Origin of the sequence: Amaricoccus solimangrovi (assembly GCF_006385685.1) — a bacterium.
In the GTDB taxonomy this organism is placed as follows: Bacteria; Pseudomonadota; Alphaproteobacteria; order Rhodobacterales; family Rhodobacteraceae; genus Amaricoccus; species Amaricoccus solimangrovi.
The window spans coordinates 176,305-190,623 of sequence record NZ_VFRP01000006.1 but is presented as its reverse complement, the minus strand read 5'-3'; the positions used below and the strand labels follow the sequence as shown (position 1 = coordinate 190,623).

General features: G+C 70.2%; 15 protein-coding genes. 5 read left to right on the top strand and 10 right to left on the bottom strand.

All coding sequences use genetic code 11. The annotated features are described in order from the left end of the window. The first annotated feature begins 396 nt into the window (after positions 1-396). Positions 397-1,425, top strand: coding sequence for a trans-3-hydroxy-L-proline dehydratase (locus FJM51_RS08745; protein ID WP_140453742.1), 1,029 nt, complete (start codon positions 397-399; stop codon positions 1,423-1,425). Then, positions 1,425-2,441, top strand: coding sequence for an Ldh family oxidoreductase (locus tag FJM51_RS08740; protein WP_210240236.1), 1,017 nt, complete (start codon positions 1,425-1,427; stop codon positions 2,439-2,441). The genes FJM51_RS08745 and FJM51_RS08740 overlap by 1 nt, the downstream gene beginning before the upstream one ends. A 7-nt stretch (positions 2,442-2,448) precedes the next feature. Here the strand turns inward: FJM51_RS08740 and FJM51_RS08735 are convergent, their stop codons facing one another. From FJM51_RS08735 to FJM51_RS08720, 4 genes are read right to left on the bottom strand one after another with little or no spacing between them, the layout of a single operon-like run. Continuing rightward, on the bottom strand, positions 2,449-3,183 hold the full coding sequence (locus tag FJM51_RS08735) for an SDR family NAD(P)-dependent oxidoreductase (protein ID WP_140453740.1): 735 nt from the start codon (positions 3,181-3,183) through the stop codon (positions 2,449-2,451). After that, entirely contained in the window at positions 3,180-3,914 is a 735-nt protein-coding gene (locus tag FJM51_RS08730) for an SDR family NAD(P)-dependent oxidoreductase (protein ID WP_140453739.1), read from the bottom strand. The genes FJM51_RS08735 and FJM51_RS08730 overlap by 4 nt, the downstream gene beginning before the upstream one ends. A 16-nt stretch (positions 3,915-3,930) precedes the next feature. Continuing rightward, entirely contained in the window at positions 3,931-5,034 is a 1,104-nt protein-coding gene (locus FJM51_RS08725) for a mandelate racemase/muconate lactonizing enzyme family protein (RefSeq protein WP_140453738.1), read from the bottom strand. Positions 5,035-5,059: 25 nt separating this feature from the next. Further along, positions 5,060-5,602, bottom strand: coding sequence for a TetR/AcrR family transcriptional regulator (locus FJM51_RS08720; RefSeq protein WP_181164493.1), 543 nt, complete (start codon positions 5,600-5,602; stop codon positions 5,060-5,062). 148 nt (positions 5,603-5,750) lie between these two features. Here FJM51_RS08720 and FJM51_RS08715 point away from each other — a divergent pair, with 148 nt between their 5' ends. The 3 genes from FJM51_RS08715 to FJM51_RS08705 all read left to right on the top strand — a co-directional run bounded on the left by FJM51_RS08715 (position 5,751) and on the right by FJM51_RS08705 (position 9,125). Further along, positions 5,751-6,659 carry a LysR substrate-binding domain-containing protein gene (locus FJM51_RS08715; RefSeq protein ID WP_140453736.1) on the top strand — a complete coding sequence of 303 codons (909 nt, stop codon included), beginning with the start codon at positions 5,751-5,753 and terminating at the stop codon, positions 6,657-6,659. A 157-nt stretch (positions 6,660-6,816) separates the two neighbouring features. Beyond that, positions 6,817-8,049, top strand: coding sequence for an aromatic ring-hydroxylating oxygenase subunit alpha (locus FJM51_RS08710; RefSeq protein ID WP_140453735.1), 1,233 nt, complete (start codon positions 6,817-6,819; stop codon positions 8,047-8,049). A 5-nt stretch (positions 8,050-8,054) separates the two neighbouring features. Beyond that, complete coding sequence (locus FJM51_RS08705) at positions 8,055-9,125, top strand: FAD-binding oxidoreductase (protein WP_140453734.1); 1,071 nt, start codon at positions 8,055-8,057, stop codon at positions 9,123-9,125. A 46-nt stretch (positions 9,126-9,171) separates the two neighbouring features. Here the strand turns inward: FJM51_RS08705 and FJM51_RS08700 are convergent, their stop codons facing one another. From FJM51_RS08700 to FJM51_RS08675, 6 genes are all read right to left on the bottom strand, one after another. Then, positions 9,172-9,768 carry a dimethylsulfonioproprionate lyase family protein gene (locus tag FJM51_RS08700; RefSeq protein ID WP_140453733.1) on the bottom strand — a complete coding sequence of 199 codons (597 nt, stop codon included), beginning with the start codon at positions 9,766-9,768 and terminating at the stop codon, positions 9,172-9,174. Between the two features lie 4 nt (positions 9,769-9,772). Next, a complete protein-coding gene (locus tag FJM51_RS08695) occupies positions 9,773-10,552 on the bottom strand; it encodes a pyrroline-5-carboxylate reductase family protein (protein ID WP_140453732.1) in 780 nt (259 codons plus the stop codon). Between the two features lie 5 nt (positions 10,553-10,557). Then, positions 10,558-11,391, bottom strand: coding sequence for an ABC transporter permease (locus tag FJM51_RS08690; RefSeq protein WP_140453731.1), 834 nt, complete (start codon positions 11,389-11,391; stop codon positions 10,558-10,560). Then, on the bottom strand, positions 11,388-12,233 hold the full coding sequence (locus FJM51_RS08685) for an ABC transporter permease (protein WP_140453730.1): 846 nt from the start codon (positions 12,231-12,233) through the stop codon (positions 11,388-11,390). The genes FJM51_RS08690 and FJM51_RS08685 overlap by 4 nt, the downstream gene beginning before the upstream one ends. 10 nt (positions 12,234-12,243) lie before the next feature. Beyond that, positions 12,244-13,335 carry a quaternary amine ABC transporter ATP-binding protein gene (locus FJM51_RS08680; protein ID WP_210240235.1) on the bottom strand — a complete coding sequence of 364 codons (1,092 nt, stop codon included), beginning with the start codon at positions 13,333-13,335 and terminating at the stop codon, positions 12,244-12,246. An 81-nt stretch (positions 13,336-13,416) separates the two neighbouring features. Beyond that, positions 13,417-14,268, bottom strand: coding sequence for a glycine betaine ABC transporter substrate-binding protein (locus FJM51_RS08675; protein ID WP_140453728.1), 852 nt, complete (start codon positions 14,266-14,268; stop codon positions 13,417-13,419). Between the last annotated feature and the right edge of the window lie 51 nt (positions 14,269-14,319).

The following is a 14,319-nucleotide window of genomic DNA, read 5'->3' as shown; positions in this document are numbered from 1 at the left end:
ACGAACATAGCGCCATGCCACGCGCGGCGTCCAACCCGCGTCACACCTCCCGCGCGAGAGCCGGCCGCGCGCTCGCGGCGTTCACGGGCCTCCCGGGGCATGGCGGTGTCCTGGGCCGGAATAGGGCGGGATGCGCATTCATGTCAATATAAACAACCTGATCGTCTTCTAAATGAACACTCATGAACGTTTCTATTGCCTGAGGGCGGCGGTGGGGTTAAGGTGCCGGTATGGAACGGTCCATACCCGAGGGCGGCCGGCGCGGCTCCGCCGAGGTCCGATCCGACTCCGGCTGCCATGTCGCTGATTTTACCGGCGAGCGGCGCGAGCTCGACCGGTTCTTTGCCCGGCATGGCCACGCGCCGATCCACCCGACCCCCTGAGAGAAGGCTCCCGATGCGCAGCAGCAAGACCATCCACGTGATCTCCGCCCATGCCGAGGGCGAGGTCGGCGACGTGATCGTCGGCGGCGTCGCACCCCCGCCGGGCGCGACGCTCTGGGAGCAGCGGGCCTGGATCGCCAAGGATGCGACCCTCAGGAACTTCGTGCTGAACGAGCCGCGCGGCGGCGTCTTTCGCCACGTGAACCTGCTGGTGCCGCCGAAGCATCCCGAGGCGGACGCGGCCTTCATCATCATGGAGCCCGAGGACACGCCGCCGATGTCGGGCTCGAACTCGATCTGCGTCTCGACCGTGCTGCTCGACGCCGGCATCCTGCCGATGACCGAGCCAGAGACCCATCTCGCGCTCGAGGCGCCCGGCGGCCTCGTCCGCGTCCGCGCCGAATGCCGCGACGGCAAGGCCGAGCGGATCTTCGTGCGCAACCTGCCGAGCTTCGCCGCGCGGCTCGGCGTGGCGCTCGAGGTCGAGGGGCTCGGCACGCTGACGGTTGATACCGCCTATGGCGGCGACAGTTTCGTGATCGTGGATGCTCAGGCGCTCGGCTTCGCGCTGGTGCCGGAGGAGGCGCACGAGATCGCGCGGCTCGGCGTGCGGATCACCAATGCCGCGAACGCGGCGCTCGGCTTCGTCCATCCGACCAATCCCGACTGGCGGCACATCTCCTTCTGCCTCTTCGCCGGGCCTGTCGAGCGCACGCCCGAGGGGCTCCGGGCCGGGGCGGCGGTGGCGATCCAGCCGGGCAAGGTCGACCGCTCGCCCACCGGCACCGCGCTCTCGGCGCGAATGGCGGTCCTCCATGCGCGGGGCGAGATGGCGGAGGGCGAGCAACTGACCGCCGTCTCGCTGATCGGCTCGACCTTCACGGGCCGGATCCTCGGCACGACGCAGGTCGGCGAGACCAAGGCGATCCTGCCCGAGATCTCGGGCCGGGGCTGGATCACCGGGATCCACCAGCACATGCTCGACCCGTCCGATCCCTGGCCCGGCGGCTACCGGCTGAGCGATACCTGGGGAGCGCGGTGATGGAGGACGTGACGCTGAGTTTCGACGCGCTCGCGGACCGGGTGCGCGCGGTTCTCGAGGCGGCCGGGTTTTGCGCCGCGCAGGCGGGCGCGCTCGCCCGCGTGGTCGCCGCCGCCGAGCGCGACGGGGCGAAGTCGCACGGGCTCTACCGGCTCGACGGCATGCTCGCCTCGGCGCGGGCGGGCGTCGTCGATCCGCGCGCCGAGCCCGCGCTGGTCCCCGACGATGGCACCGCCGTGATCCGCGTGAACGCGGGGTTCGGTTTCGCGCCCGCGGCGCTGGAACTCGGCGCGCCGCTGCTCGCGGAGCGGGCGCGGGCGCTCGGGATCGCGGCGCTGGTCGTCAACGACTGCGGCCATCTCTCGGCGCTCTGGCCCGAGGTGGAGCTCATGACCGCGCAGGGTCTCGCCTGCCTCGCGATGTGCCCGAGCTATTCGACGGTCGCCCCGGCGGGCGGCACCGCCCCGCTGCTCGGCACCAATCCCTTCGCCTTCGGCTGGCCCCGTCCGGGCGGCGATCCTTACGTCTTCGACATCGCCACCTCGGTCGCGGCGCGGGGCGAGATCGAGTTGCATCGCCTCGCCGGCAAGAACCTGCCCGAGGGCTGGGCGCTCGATCCCGAGGGGCGGCCGACCACCGATCCGTCGCAGGCGCTCGCCGGCGCGATGCTGCCCTTCGGCGGGCACAAGGGCTCGGCCCTCGGCACGATGATCGAGCTTCTCGGCGCGGTGCTGATCGGGGATCTGACGAGCCGCGACTGCCTCGACCGGATCAGGACCACCACGCTCTCCCCGATCCACGGCGAGCTTCTGATCGCTTTCGCGCCCGAGGTCTTCGCGAAGGGGCGCCCGGGCGATCCCTTTGCCCGGGCCGAGGTCCTGTTCGAGGCGATCGTCGGCCAGGGCGCGCGCCTGCCCTCGCAGCGCCGCTTCACCGCCCGCGCCCGTTCGGCGGCGGAGGGAATCCGGCTCTCCGCCGCCGAGGTCGCGAAGCTCGACGCGCTTGCCAACGGGTGAGCCCGCGTCAGGGGAGGCTCAGCTTCGCCATGCGCCCGCCGTCGACGGTGAATACCTGGCCGGTGACGAAGCCCGATTCCTCCGCCGCGAGGAAGGCCACGACCGCCGCGACTTCCTCGGGCCGGCCGGTGCGCGCCACGGGGTGGATCCGCCCGATCTCGCGGCGGAAGGCGGCCGGGTCGGGCATGCCCTCGACGAAGGCCTCGTTGAGTTCGGTGTCGATCCAGCCGGGCGCGACCGCGTTGCAGCGGATGCCCTCGTGCCCGTGATCGACCGCCACCGCGCGCGTCAGCCCGTGCAGCCCCGCCTTGCTCGCGCAATAGGCGGCGTGGCGCGGATTGGCGCCGAGCCCCTCGATGGAGCCGATGTTGACGATGGCGCCCCGGCTCGCCCGCAGATGGGGCAGCGCCGCCCGGATCATCAGGAAGGGCGCGGTCAGGTTGACCGTCAGGCTGCGAGCCCAGTCCTCGGGCGACATGGCCTCGACCGCCGCCTCCCGCATCATGCCGGCGTTGTTCACCAGCACGTCGAGCCGTCCGGCCCGCGCGATCAGGTCCGCGACGACGCGGCCCGGGCTCTCGGGATCGAGGAAATCCGCCGCGATCCCGTCGAACTCCGGATCCGCGCCGCGCTGCGCGGTCAGGACCCGCGCGCCCTCGTCGCGGAGCCGGCGGGCGATGGCCTGGCCGATGCCGGACCGGCCGCCCGTGACAAGCGCGACCTTGCCTTCGAACCGGGTCATGCGACGGCCTTTCCGCCGTTGATCTCGACGAGCGCGCCGCAGACGTAGCGCGCGGCGTCGGAGGCGAGGAAGAGCGCGACGTCGCTGATGTCCTCCGGCTCCGCGATCCGTCCGAGTGGTACGGTGCGGCCGAGTTCGGCCACCGCGGTATCCGGATCGAAGCCCCGGCGCGCGAAGCCGGTCCGGAGCATCGGCGTGTTCACCTCGTTCGGGCAGACCGCGTTGACGCGGATCCCCTGGTGCGCGTGGTCCATCGCCATGCACTGGGTGAGCGAGGCGATCGCGGCCTTGGTCATGCAGTAGACCGCGTGGTTCGGCCCCGGCGCCTTGCCGCCCCAGCAGGAGGAAACGTTGACGATGGCCCCGCCACCCGTGGCGGCCATCAGCGGGATCGCGGCGCGGCAGATCCGGAACGGCGCCTCGACATTGACGCCGAGCGACAGCGACCAGTCGGCATCCGTCGTCTCGGTCACCGGCCCGCGGGTGATGACGCCCGCGTTGTTGATCACGATGTCGAGCCCGTCGAGCGCGGCGCGCGCGGCGCCCGCCAGCCCGTCGGCATAGGCCGGGTCCAGCAGGTCGCCGGGCAGATGCGCCTCGGCCTCGATCCCGCCGGTGTCGCGGTCGGCCACCGCCACCCGCGCCCCCTCGGCGCGAAGCTGGCGCGCGATCGCCGCGCCGATGCCGCCGGCCGCGCCCGTCACGAGCGCGGAACGTCCTGAAAATCGCATTGTTCTCTCCCGGGGTTCAGAAAGCGGCGATGGGTTCGCCGAAGATGTCCGCGTCGGGCGTCACGCCCAGGCCGGGCCCGGACGGCAGGGCGATATGCCCGCTCTCGATCCGGAGGCCGGCCGTCTCGTCGTAATGGCCGTCGATGTAGGGCGCCGCGATCCAGGCGCCTTCGTTGAGGTCGGGCCGGACCGTGGCGCCGACGTGGACGCAGGCCGCCGCGATCACGTCGCCGCCCCAGGCGTCGTCGCTGGTATGGGGCAGGTTGCGCGCGGCGCAGATGTCGCGGAAGGCCCGCATCGGCGCGAGCCCGCCGATGCGCGTCACCTTCATGCCGAACCCGTCGACCAGCCCCCGCCCGGCGGCGGTGATCACGGTGTTCAGGCTGGTCCCGCTCTCATCCATGTAGATCGGGTGCGAGACCATGGGACGGATCCGCTCCAGTTCCTCGAGGCTGTCGCAGGGCTGCTCCAGCACGAAGGGAATATCGGCGCATTCGCGGCTGAGGCGGATCGCGTCGCGCGTGGTCCATCCGCGGTTGCCATCGGCGGCGAGGCGGATGCCTGATCCGCCGATCGCTTCCCAGACCTTGCGGAGCGCCTCGAGGTCGGTCTCGACGTGCCGCCCGCCGAGCTTGACCTGAAGCCGCGGATAGCCCTGGGCCAGGCTTTCGCGCGCGATCCGCGCGGTCTCGTCGGGATCGCCCACGCCGATCGAGTAGTAGCTCGGCACCCGCCCGGCCGCGCCGCCGCCGAGAAGCTCCGCGACGCGCACCCCGAGCCGCTTGCCGATCAGGTCATGCGCGGCGATGTCGATGGCGGCCTTGGCGTAGTCGTGGCCGTTGAGCAGCCCGTCCATCGTCCGGCGCAGCGCCACGGGCCAGAGTTCCGCGCCGATCAGGCCCGGCGCCATCGCGATCAACGCGGCGCGCGCGCCAGGGCCATGCGCCTCGGCATAGGTCGCGCCGACCGGACAGGTCTCGCCCCAGCCCTCGGTCCCGTCCTCGGCGGTGATCCGGACGAGGGTGGTGTCGAGCGACCGGACGGTTCCGCTCGCCATGACGAAGGGCGGATTTTTGACCGGCAGGTCATGCGCGTAGACGCGGATTTTCCGGATTCGCATTCACTTCTCCGATTCTGGTGAAAGCCTAGCGGATATCCTCGGCGGCGAGCGCGGCGCGGGCGGCGCGCAACGCGGCCTCGCAGGCCTTCTCGCGTCCCTGGAAGCGCGCGGCCTGGGTCATGCCTTCGTGCAGCAGGAACAGCGTCTCGGCCAGATCTCCGGTGTCCCGCCCCGGGGCGACGCGGGCGAGCCGCCGCGTGAATTCCTCCGCCAGCCGCGCCTTGTGATCCCGGACCACCGCGCCGATGGCCGCGCTGTCGGGATATTCCGCGAGCGCGTTCAGGAAGAGGCAGCCGGTGTTCGCGACCTCGCAGAGCCAGTCGCGGAGCCGGACCAGCGGGTGCAGCACATGCCCGACCCCCTCCTCCGGCCCGCCCTCGAGCCAGGCGAAATAGGTCGCGTCCCGGTGCTCCAGCGCGCCGACGATCATCGCCTCCCGGCTCGGGAAATGCCTGTAGAGCGTGCGGAGCGACACATCCGCCTCGGCCCGCAGCGCCTCGACGCCCTGCTCGGCGAAGCCCTGCTCGGAAAAGCTGCGTTCCAGCTCGGTCGCGATTCGCTGTTTCATGTCTGTCATGGACACGAGGTAGAGTGATCGCTCTACCTCGTCAATCGAAAAGTAGAGCGATCGCTCTACCTGTCGTTCCGGCCATGCCCGGAGCGATGAAAGGGCATCTTTCCAGCCCGCGCGGAACGGTGCAAAACTCCCCGGTCAGATGGCACACCGGTATTATCAGCTTCCCTCGCTCACGGCGCTCGCGGCCTTCGAAGCCGCGGCGCGCCACCGCAGCGTTCACCGGGCGGCGCAGGAACTCAACGTCACGCCCGGCGCGGTGAGCCGGCAGATCAAGGCGCTGGAGGAGGATCTCGGAACGGCCCTCTTCACCCGCGGCAGGACCGGCCTGACGCTGACCGCCGACGCGGAGGCGCTCCACGTGGTGCTGTCCCAGGCCTTCGGCCGCGCCGCCGAGACGATCCAGGCCATCCGGGGCGGCAACCGCGCGCGGCGCGTGGTCCTCGCCTGCACCCATGCCTTCGCCACCTTCTGGCTCATGCCGCGCATCGGCGATTTCTGGCGCCGCTTCCCGGAAATCAGCGTCGATCACGTGATCTCCGACGACGCGCGCGATTTCCAGCGCGCCGAGGTGGATCTGCGCGTGCGCTACGGCCTCGGCGACTGGCCGGGCGAAAGCTCGACGCCGCTGATGACCGAGATGATCTATCCGGTCGCGGGCCGGGGCTTCGCCGAGCGGTACGCGGGGCGCGGTCCCGCCGACATTCCGGAACTGCCGCTCCTGCACGTGGACTGGGCCGACGCGGAATGGACGGGCTGGGACGAACTGCTGCGGCGCGGCGGGGTGCCGCATGGCGCGCTCGCCGGCCGCCGTTTCGGCACGTTCGGCGTGGTGATCCAGGCCTGCCAGGAGGATCAGGGGCTCGCCGTCGGCTGGCACAGGCTGGTCCGCGGCCTCGTCGACGAGGGGCGGATCGTGCCCTTCACCGGGCTCCGGATCGCCTCGCCCGGCTCCTACTACCTCAGCTGGAACGACAAGCGCGACTTGAGCGGACCGGCCGCGACCCTGCGCGACTGGTTCCTGGAGACGGCGCGGGCGGATGACGTCTAACCCTCTCCGGGGTTGAGTTTTTTTCGCGGCCCATGCGATTTTTTCTCGCATGGTTTCCGACGGCCGCGGCAGTATAGAGGGCCATTCAGATTCGGGCGTAACCCCGCGGCGTCCGCCCTCTCGCTGAAGCGCCGCGCACCGTGATGACGAGGTTCTCATGACGCAGGATTTCGACGCGCCGTCCTTGCTGGCCGAACGCGAGCCCAACCACTCGCTGCCCCGCCCGTTCTATACCGATCCGAGGATGTTCGAGCTCGATCTCGAGCGGATCTTCTACCGCGACTGGCTCTTCGCGGTGCCGGCCTGCGAGATCCCGAAGGCCGGGAACTACATCACCTACAAGGTGGGCCTCTATTCCGTCATCATCGTCCGCGGCACGGACGGCGTGATCCGCGCCTTCCACAACAGTTGCCGCCACCGCGGTTCGACGCTCTGCCGGAACCAGAAGGGCTCGGCGCCGAAGATCGTGTGCCCCTACCACCAGTGGACCTACGATCTCGACGGCCGCCTGCTCTGGGCCCGCGAGATGGACGCGGATTTCGACCCGTCGAAGCACGGGCTCAATCCGGTGCATTGCCGCGAGCTGAACGGTCTCGTCTACATCTGCGTCGCCGACGAGGCGCCCTCCTTCGAGGAATTCGCCGCGCAGGTCGCGCGCTACCTCGCGCCGCATGACCTGACGAATTCCAAGGTCGCCTTCGAGAGCACGATCATCGAGAACGGCAACTGGAAACTCGTCTGGGAGAACAACCGCGAGTGCTACCACTGCGCGGGCAACCACCCCTCGCTCTGCCGCACCTTCCCGGAGGATCCGAAGCTCTTCGGCACGGGCAAGGAGCACTCGCCGGTGCTCGACGCGCATATCGCGCGCTGCGAGGAAGCCGGCGCGCCCTCGAAGTTCCTGCTCGGCGAGAATGGCCGCTGGCGCTTCGTGCGGATGCCGCTCCTCGGTTCCTCCGAGAGCTACACGATGGACGGCAAGGTCGCGGTGACGAAGCCGAACTCGTCGATCCCGTTCAGGGACGCGGGCGCGCTGCTGCTCTACAACTACCCCTCGACCTGGAACCACTTCCTCTCCGATCACGCGATCCTCTTCCGCGTGACGCCGATCAGCGCGACCGAGACCGAGGTCTGCACCAAGTGGCTGGTGCACAAGGACGCGCGCGAGGGCGTGGACTACGACCTGAAGCGGCTGACCGAGGTCTGGGTCACGACCAACGACGAGGACCGCGTCGTGGTCGAGAACAACCAGCAGGGCATCCTGTCGCCGGGCTACCGTCCGGGCCCCTATTCCTCGGCGCAGGAAGGCGGCGTGATCCAGTTCGTCGAGTGGTACGCCGCCCGCCTCGGCCGGACCTTCGCCGATCCCGCCGCGCTCGCCGCGGAGTGATCCCGATGGAAGTCGCCTTCGAAGAACCGTCGATCTGGACCGACGCGGAGCCGCTCGAGTGCTGCGCGATCGTGCCCGAGGCGCCCGACGTCGCGACGATCAGCTTCGTCTCGCCGAGCGGGGCCTGGTTCCGCTACCGCCCCGGCCAGTTCGTCACGCTCGAACTGCCGGTGCCGGGCGGAACGGTCTGGCGCACCTACACGATCTCCTCCTCGCCCTCGCGGCCGCTGACGCTCGCGATCACGGTGAAGGCGGGGCCGAACAGCATCGGCACGCGCTGGATGTTCGACCACCTGCGCATCGGCATGAAGATCCGCGCCAAGGGACCGGCCGGCATCTTCACGCTGCCGATGCGCGGCGACGGGAAGTACCTGTTCATCTCGGCGGGGGCCGGCGTCACGCCGGCGCTCTCCATGACGAACTACCTCTTCGACCGCGGCCTCGGGACCGACATCGTGCTGATCAACTGTGCGCGGCGCCCGGCGGAGATCATCTGCCGCCGGCGGCTCGAGCTCATGGCGGCGCGCGTGCCCTCGATCAAGCTCCATTTCATCGTCGAGGAGGATGACCCCTACGACGTCTGGACCGGCTATCGCGGACGGCTGAACCAGCTCATGCTCGGCCTGATCGCGGGCGACTATCTGGAGCGGCAGGTCTACTGCTGCGGACCGGAGCCCTTCATGGACGCGGTGCGCGAGATGCTGATCGCGCTCGGCTACGACATGGAGAACTACCACCAGGAGAGCTTCGCCGTCGCGGTCAAGACCGAGGCCGAGGCGCCCGAGCTCGACGACTACGTTCCCGACGAGAGCAACGCGGCGGAGATCCTCTTCGCCGATTCCGGCGTCACGGCGAAATGCGACGAGACCGACACGGTGCTGGTCGCCGCCAAGGCCGCCGGGCTCAACATCCCGAACGGCTGCAACTTCGGCATCTGCGGCACCTGCAAGGTCCGCAAGCTCGCCGGCGATGTCCACATGGTCCACAACGGCGGCATCACCGAGGAGGAGATCGAGGAGGGCTACATCCTCGCCTGCTGCTCGCGCCCGATCGGCCATGTGGAGGTCGCGATCTGAACGAGACCCGCGACCGCCCGCCGCGCGCGGCGGGCGGTCGTTTCCGCTAGCGTTCGGGCCAGAGCGCCCAGAAGGCGAAGAGCGGGTGCGCGCCCGAGCGCATCGCATGGGTGACGAAGGGCGTGTTGTAGAAGGATCCGCCGATCCCGGGCGCGAACCAAGCGCCGTCGCCCTGGCGGAATTCCCCCTCCGAGAGCACGAGATAGGTTTCCTCCGGCGCGTGCGAATGGTCGGTGTAGCGCACGCGCGGCGCGAGCAGCGAGACGCCGAACCAGACGTCTGCGCGGTTCTCGAGCCCCGCGGGTCCGAGGATCATCGCATTGGCATGGCCCTCGGTGAAATTGGCGCTGGCGCTGGCGTCGAAACTCGCGCGACGGACCCATTCGAGATCCGGTTCGACGGCGCGGAAGCTCTCGATCAGGTGGCGGAGCGCGGGACGGGGGACCGCGACCGCGAGCGCGGCGTCGAGATGCTCGCAGACCGGCAGACGGCGCCCGGGCCGTTCGCGCCGGGGCGCGGGCGTGCCGAGCGCCGCGGTGATCCGGTCGAGCGAGGCGCGCGCCTCGGGACCGGGAACGACCTCGGCATAGGCGGCGAGGGCGGCGTCCACGAAGGACTGGAGCGCGGGATCGCGGCTGTCCATCGGCTCACGCGCCTTGCAGCGCGAGCGATTTCGCGAGCGCGGCGCCGAGGCCCTTCGCGACGGCGGCGTCGAATCCGGCCGCGCGCATCGCCTCGATCCCCTCGGCGGTGACGCCGCGATAATCGACGAAGGCCTTCACCGTCTCCGCCGGATCCTCGTCCTTCGCCTCGAGAAGCCGCCCGGTGCCGATCAGCATCTCGACCACCGCGCGCCGCGCCACCGCGGGCGGCAGACCATGGGCCACCGCGTCCGCGATCAGCGCGGTGGCGAGCAGCGCCGGATAGGCCGGGCCGGTGCCGGAAAGCCCGGTCATGTAGTCGATCTCGGCCTCGCTCCCGACCTCGTCGCCGCTTCCGATCGCTTCCACGAGCAGCCGGACCGCGGCGCGGTCCGCCTCGGTCACCTCGGCCGCGGCGGTCCAGGGGGTGTAGGACCTGCCGACCTCGGCCGCCGCGTTCGGGAGCGCGCGCACGACGCGCCCCGTGCCGAGCCGGCCGGCGATATCCGCGAGCGAGACCCCGGCCATCACCGAGACGACGAGCTTGCCCGGCGCCGCGACGTCGATCGCCGGCCAGTCCTGGGGGCGGACCGAGAGCACGATCACGTCGGAACGCTCGGCGAGTTCCCGGCTGTCGCGGGTCCAGCGGGCGCCGGGGAGCCAGCCGGGCGGCGCGCTCCGGCAGGAGAGCGTCAGATCCGCCTCGCCGAGGCTCCCCCCGGCGACCAGCGCCCGCGCGAGGGCGCCGCCGATCCAGCCGTTGCCGCCGATGATTCCGACATGCATGATCTCTATCCTTTCCGTCCACGTTCGAGCGCCGCGCGCGACAGCCGGTCGAGCAGGATCGCCACCGCGACGATGGCGAGGCCCGCGCGCAGGCCGAGGCCCATTTCCATCCGGGTCAGCCCGCGCGTCACCTCGGCGCCGAGCCCGCCCGCGCCGACGAGGCCGGCGAGAACCACCATGGCGAGCGAGAGCAGGATACACTGGTTGAGGCCGACCATCAGCGTCGGGATGGCGGAGGGCAGTTCGATCTTGAGAAGGATCGCCCGCGGCGTCGCGCCGATCGCCTGGCCGAGCTCGATCAGGTCGCGGCGGATCTCGCGGAAGGCGAGCGTGGTCAGCCGCAGCATCGGCGGGACGCCGTAGACGATGGTCGCGATGATCGCCGGCACCCGGCCGAGGCTGAAGATCATCACGGCGGGGATCAGGTAGACCCAGGGCGGCACCGTCTGCATGATGTCGAGCACCGGGCGCAGCGCCGCCTCGAGCCGGGGCCGGCGCGCGGCGAGGATGCCGAGCGGCACCGCGATCGCGACCGAGATCGCCACCGAGACCGAGACGAGCGCGACCGTCTCCATCGACTGCTCCCAGAGGTCCATCACGAAGCAGAAGCCGAGCGCGATCAGCGCGAGCAGCCCGAGGCGCCAGCCGAGGAGCAGCGCGACGACGACCGCCACGAGCGGGATCATCACGAGCGCCGGCGGGTAGAGCAGCGCCGTCTGCAGGCCGCCGAGCACCGCCTCGATCACCGCCGCGATGCCGGCGAAGAGCCCGTGCAGATTGGTGTTGAGCCAGTCGACGGCGGGGGCGAGCCAGGCGCCGGGCGAGAGGTCGAATGTCATGGCCGGGCCCTCACCACGCGCACGAGGTTCTGCGTCAGGCGGTCGATCACCATGGTCAGGATCACGATCGCGATGGCCGCGTTGATGGATTTGGCGATGTCGAGCGTCCGGATCGCCTCGTAGATCGTCTCGCCGAGCCCGCCGGAGCCGACGATGCCGGCGATCACCACCATGCCGAATGCCATCATCAGGCTCTGGTTGATGCCCGCCATGATCGAAGGCAGCGCGAACGGGAGCCGGATCTTCCAGAACATCTGGCCCGGCGTCATGCCGGTCGCCTGGCCGAGCTCGACGAATTCCGTCGGGGTCCGGCGGATGCCGAGCGAGGTCAGCCGGATCGCCGGCGGCATCGCGACGATGAGCGTCGCCGCGAGAGCCGTCGCCGGGCCGAAGCCGAGGAGCGCGATCGCGGGCAAGAGGTAGATGTAGGGGGGCAGCGTCTGGATCAGGTCGAGCACCGGCTCAACCGCGCGGTCGAGCCGGGGCAGGAAGCCCGCGAGCACGCCGAGCGGCAGGCCGATCACGAGCGCGAGACAGGTCGAGGTGATGACGAGGGCGAAGGTCGACATCGTCTCGGGCCAGAGCCCCATGCCGGCGCAGAAGGCGAGACCCACCGCGGTCAGCACCCCCGGCCAGAGGCCGAGCAGGCGCCAGCCGAGGAGCGCGAACAGCGCCGCGACCACCGGCCAGGGGGCAAGGGTCAGCGCGGCGAGAACGCCGTCGTAGAAACCCTCGAAGAGGGCGCGGATGCCATCGAACAGGAAGGCGCCGTTGTCGCTGATCCAGATCAGCGCGTCGTCGACGGCGGTGTCGAAGGCGTCGGCTATGGCGGAGGTGTCCATCGCGTCCCCCTCAGCCGTGCGCGGCGCCGGAGGTGCGCGAGCCCTGCACCCCGTGGAGCAGGCTGCGCGGCGTGACGACGCCGACGAGCGTTTCGCCGTCGCGCACGGCGATGCCCGCGCCCGCGGACTCGAGCGTCAGGTCGATCAGCGCGTCGATATCGGCCTCGGGCGAGGTGTCGGGCAGGGCCGCGGGATCCACGCCGGGCCGCTCCGCCGCCCAGTCCGCGACCGGCACCATCACCGAATGCGCCTTGATGAGATGCAGCCGCGAGATGCCGGCGACGAATTCCGCCACATAGGCGTCGGCGGGGTTGAGGATGATCTCCTCCGCCGTGCCGATCTGGATGATCACGCCGTCCTTCATGATCGCGATACGGTCACCGATGCGGATCGCCTCGTCGAGGTCGTGGGTGATGAAGACGGCGGACTTGCCGAGCGACTTGGTGAGTTCGCGGAACTCGTCCTGCAGCTGGCGGCGGATCAGCGGGTCGAGCGCCGAGAAGGGCTCGTCCATCAGGATGATCTCTGGGTCGGAGGCGAGCGCGCGGGCGAGGCCGACGCGCTGCTGCATGCCGCCCGAGAGTTCGGAGGGATAGCGCCGCGTCCAGTCGGAGAGCCCGACCTTGGCGAGCGCGGCCTCGGCGGTCCGCTCGCGCTCGTCCCTGGCGACGCCGCGCACCTCGAGCCCGAAGGCCGCGTTCTCGAGCACCGTGCGGTGCGGGAGCAGCGCGACGGACTGGAACACCATCGCGATATGGCGCGCGCGGAGTTCGCGCAACTCGGCCGGGCCGAGCTTCGCGACGTCCCTGCCCTTCACGAAGACCTGGCCGCCGCTCGGCGCGATCAGGTTGTTGAGCATCCGGATCAGCGTCGACTTGCCGCTGCCCGAGAGGCCCATCACGCAGAAGATCTCGCCGCGGCGGACCTGGAGCGTCGCGTCCGAGACGCCGACGACGCAGCCGAACTCCTTGAGCACCTCGCTCTTGCCGAGCCCGCGCTCGTTGATCGCCCGCATCGCGGCGGGCACCTTGTCTCCGAAGACCTTCCAGACCGAGCGGCAGTCCACCAGGACGTCGTCGGCATCGGTAACTTGTGTCGCCATATCCATATCCTCATCCTCCCCGCGCGACCACGCCCCCGGGACGACCCCGGCGCGATACCGCGCCGGGGTCAGTCGCCGGTCTCAGTATTTCTTGATGTTTTCCCAGCGCTTCAGCAGGTCGCCATGCGCCGCGACCCAGTCCGCGACGGCCTCGTCCATCGTCTTGCCGTCCTTCACCGCGCCGTTCATCGCCGTGATGTCGTCCTTCGGCACGAACACGCCGGCGATCAGCTCCCGCGCCTCGGGGTTCTCCTCCGAGAAGCCCTTCTGGCCGATCCAGTAGTAGGTCTGCGGCGGCGGGAAGACGCCCTTCGGGTCCTTGAGGAACTTCACGTCGAACTTCTGCGCCATCCAGGACGGCTCCCAGAGGGTGACGGCGATCCATTCCTGCCGGTCCACCGCCGATTTCAGCGCCGCCGTCATCCCCGCCGTCGAGCCTTCGACCAGCGTCAGATCGAGGTCGTAGCCGTCGACCGCGTCGCCGGTCTCGCGCATCAGCCCCGCGCCCGGCTCGATGCCGATGATCTTGCCGCCGAACTTGTCCGCGTTCGCGTTCAGCTCGTCGATCGAGTCGACCGGCACGTAGGAGGGCACGGCGATGCCGTCGAAGAGACCGTGCGACACCGGCGAGATCTTCTCGAGCCGGCTCTTGTTGCGGTTCCAGTAGTCCTGCGCGACATAGTCGATCTGCGAGGCGAGGATCTGCACGTCGCCCTTGGTCAGCGCGGCGTAGGCGATGCCCCACTCGGAGAACTGGGTCACGTTGACGGTATAGCCCGCGTCCTCGAGCACCTTCTTCGTGATGCCGGAGATCGGCGTCAGGTCCTCCCAGGACATGGTGCCCATCTCGATCGTCTTCTCGTCGGCGTGGGCGGGCATCATGCTCAGGCCCACGAAGGCCGCGGCGCAGAGCGCCTTCAGGATCGTTCTCACTCGGGTAGCTCCTTTGAGTTGGGAACAGTCGTCCGGAGCTCGGCCGGACGG

Bases quoted from the DNA above. Each gene is read 5' to 3' on its own strand.
- FJM51_RS08745 (WP_140453742.1), top strand. From the start codon at position 397: ATGCGCAGCAGCAAGACCATCCACGTGATCTCCGCCCATGCCGAGGGC.
- FJM51_RS08740 (WP_210240236.1), top strand. From the start codon at position 1,425: ATGGAGGACGTGACGCTGAGTTTCGACGCGCTCGCGGACCGGGTGCGC.
- FJM51_RS08735 (WP_140453740.1), bottom strand. From the start codon at position 3,183: ATGACCCGGTTCGAAGGCAAGGTCGCGCTTGTCACGGGCGGCCGGTCC.
- FJM51_RS08730 (WP_140453739.1), bottom strand. From the start codon at position 3,914: ATGCGATTTTCAGGACGTTCCGCGCTCGTGACGGGCGCGGCCGGCGGC.
- FJM51_RS08725 (WP_140453738.1), bottom strand. From the start codon at position 5,034: ATGCGAATCCGGAAAATCCGCGTCTACGCGCATGACCTGCCGGTCAAA.
- FJM51_RS08720 (WP_181164493.1), bottom strand. From the start codon at position 5,602: ATGAAACAGCGAATCGCGACCGAGCTGGAACGCAGCTTTTCCGAGCAG.
- FJM51_RS08715 (WP_140453736.1), top strand. From the start codon at position 5,751: ATGGCACACCGGTATTATCAGCTTCCCTCGCTCACGGCGCTCGCGGCC.
- FJM51_RS08710 (WP_140453735.1), top strand. From the start codon at position 6,817: ATGACGCAGGATTTCGACGCGCCGTCCTTGCTGGCCGAACGCGAGCCC.
- FJM51_RS08705 (WP_140453734.1), top strand. From the start codon at position 8,055: ATGGAAGTCGCCTTCGAAGAACCGTCGATCTGGACCGACGCGGAGCCG.
- FJM51_RS08700 (WP_140453733.1), bottom strand. From the start codon at position 9,768: ATGGACAGCCGCGATCCCGCGCTCCAGTCCTTCGTGGACGCCGCCCTC.
- FJM51_RS08695 (WP_140453732.1), bottom strand. From the start codon at position 10,552: ATGCATGTCGGAATCATCGGCGGCAACGGCTGGATCGGCGGCGCCCTC.
- FJM51_RS08690 (WP_140453731.1), bottom strand. From the start codon at position 11,391: ATGACATTCGACCTCTCGCCCGGCGCCTGGCTCGCCCCCGCCGTCGAC.
- FJM51_RS08685 (WP_140453730.1), bottom strand. From the start codon at position 12,233: ATGGACACCTCCGCCATAGCCGACGCCTTCGACACCGCCGTCGACGAC.
- FJM51_RS08680 (WP_210240235.1), bottom strand. From the start codon at position 13,335: ATGGCGACACAAGTTACCGATGCCGACGACGTCCTGGTGGACTGCCGC.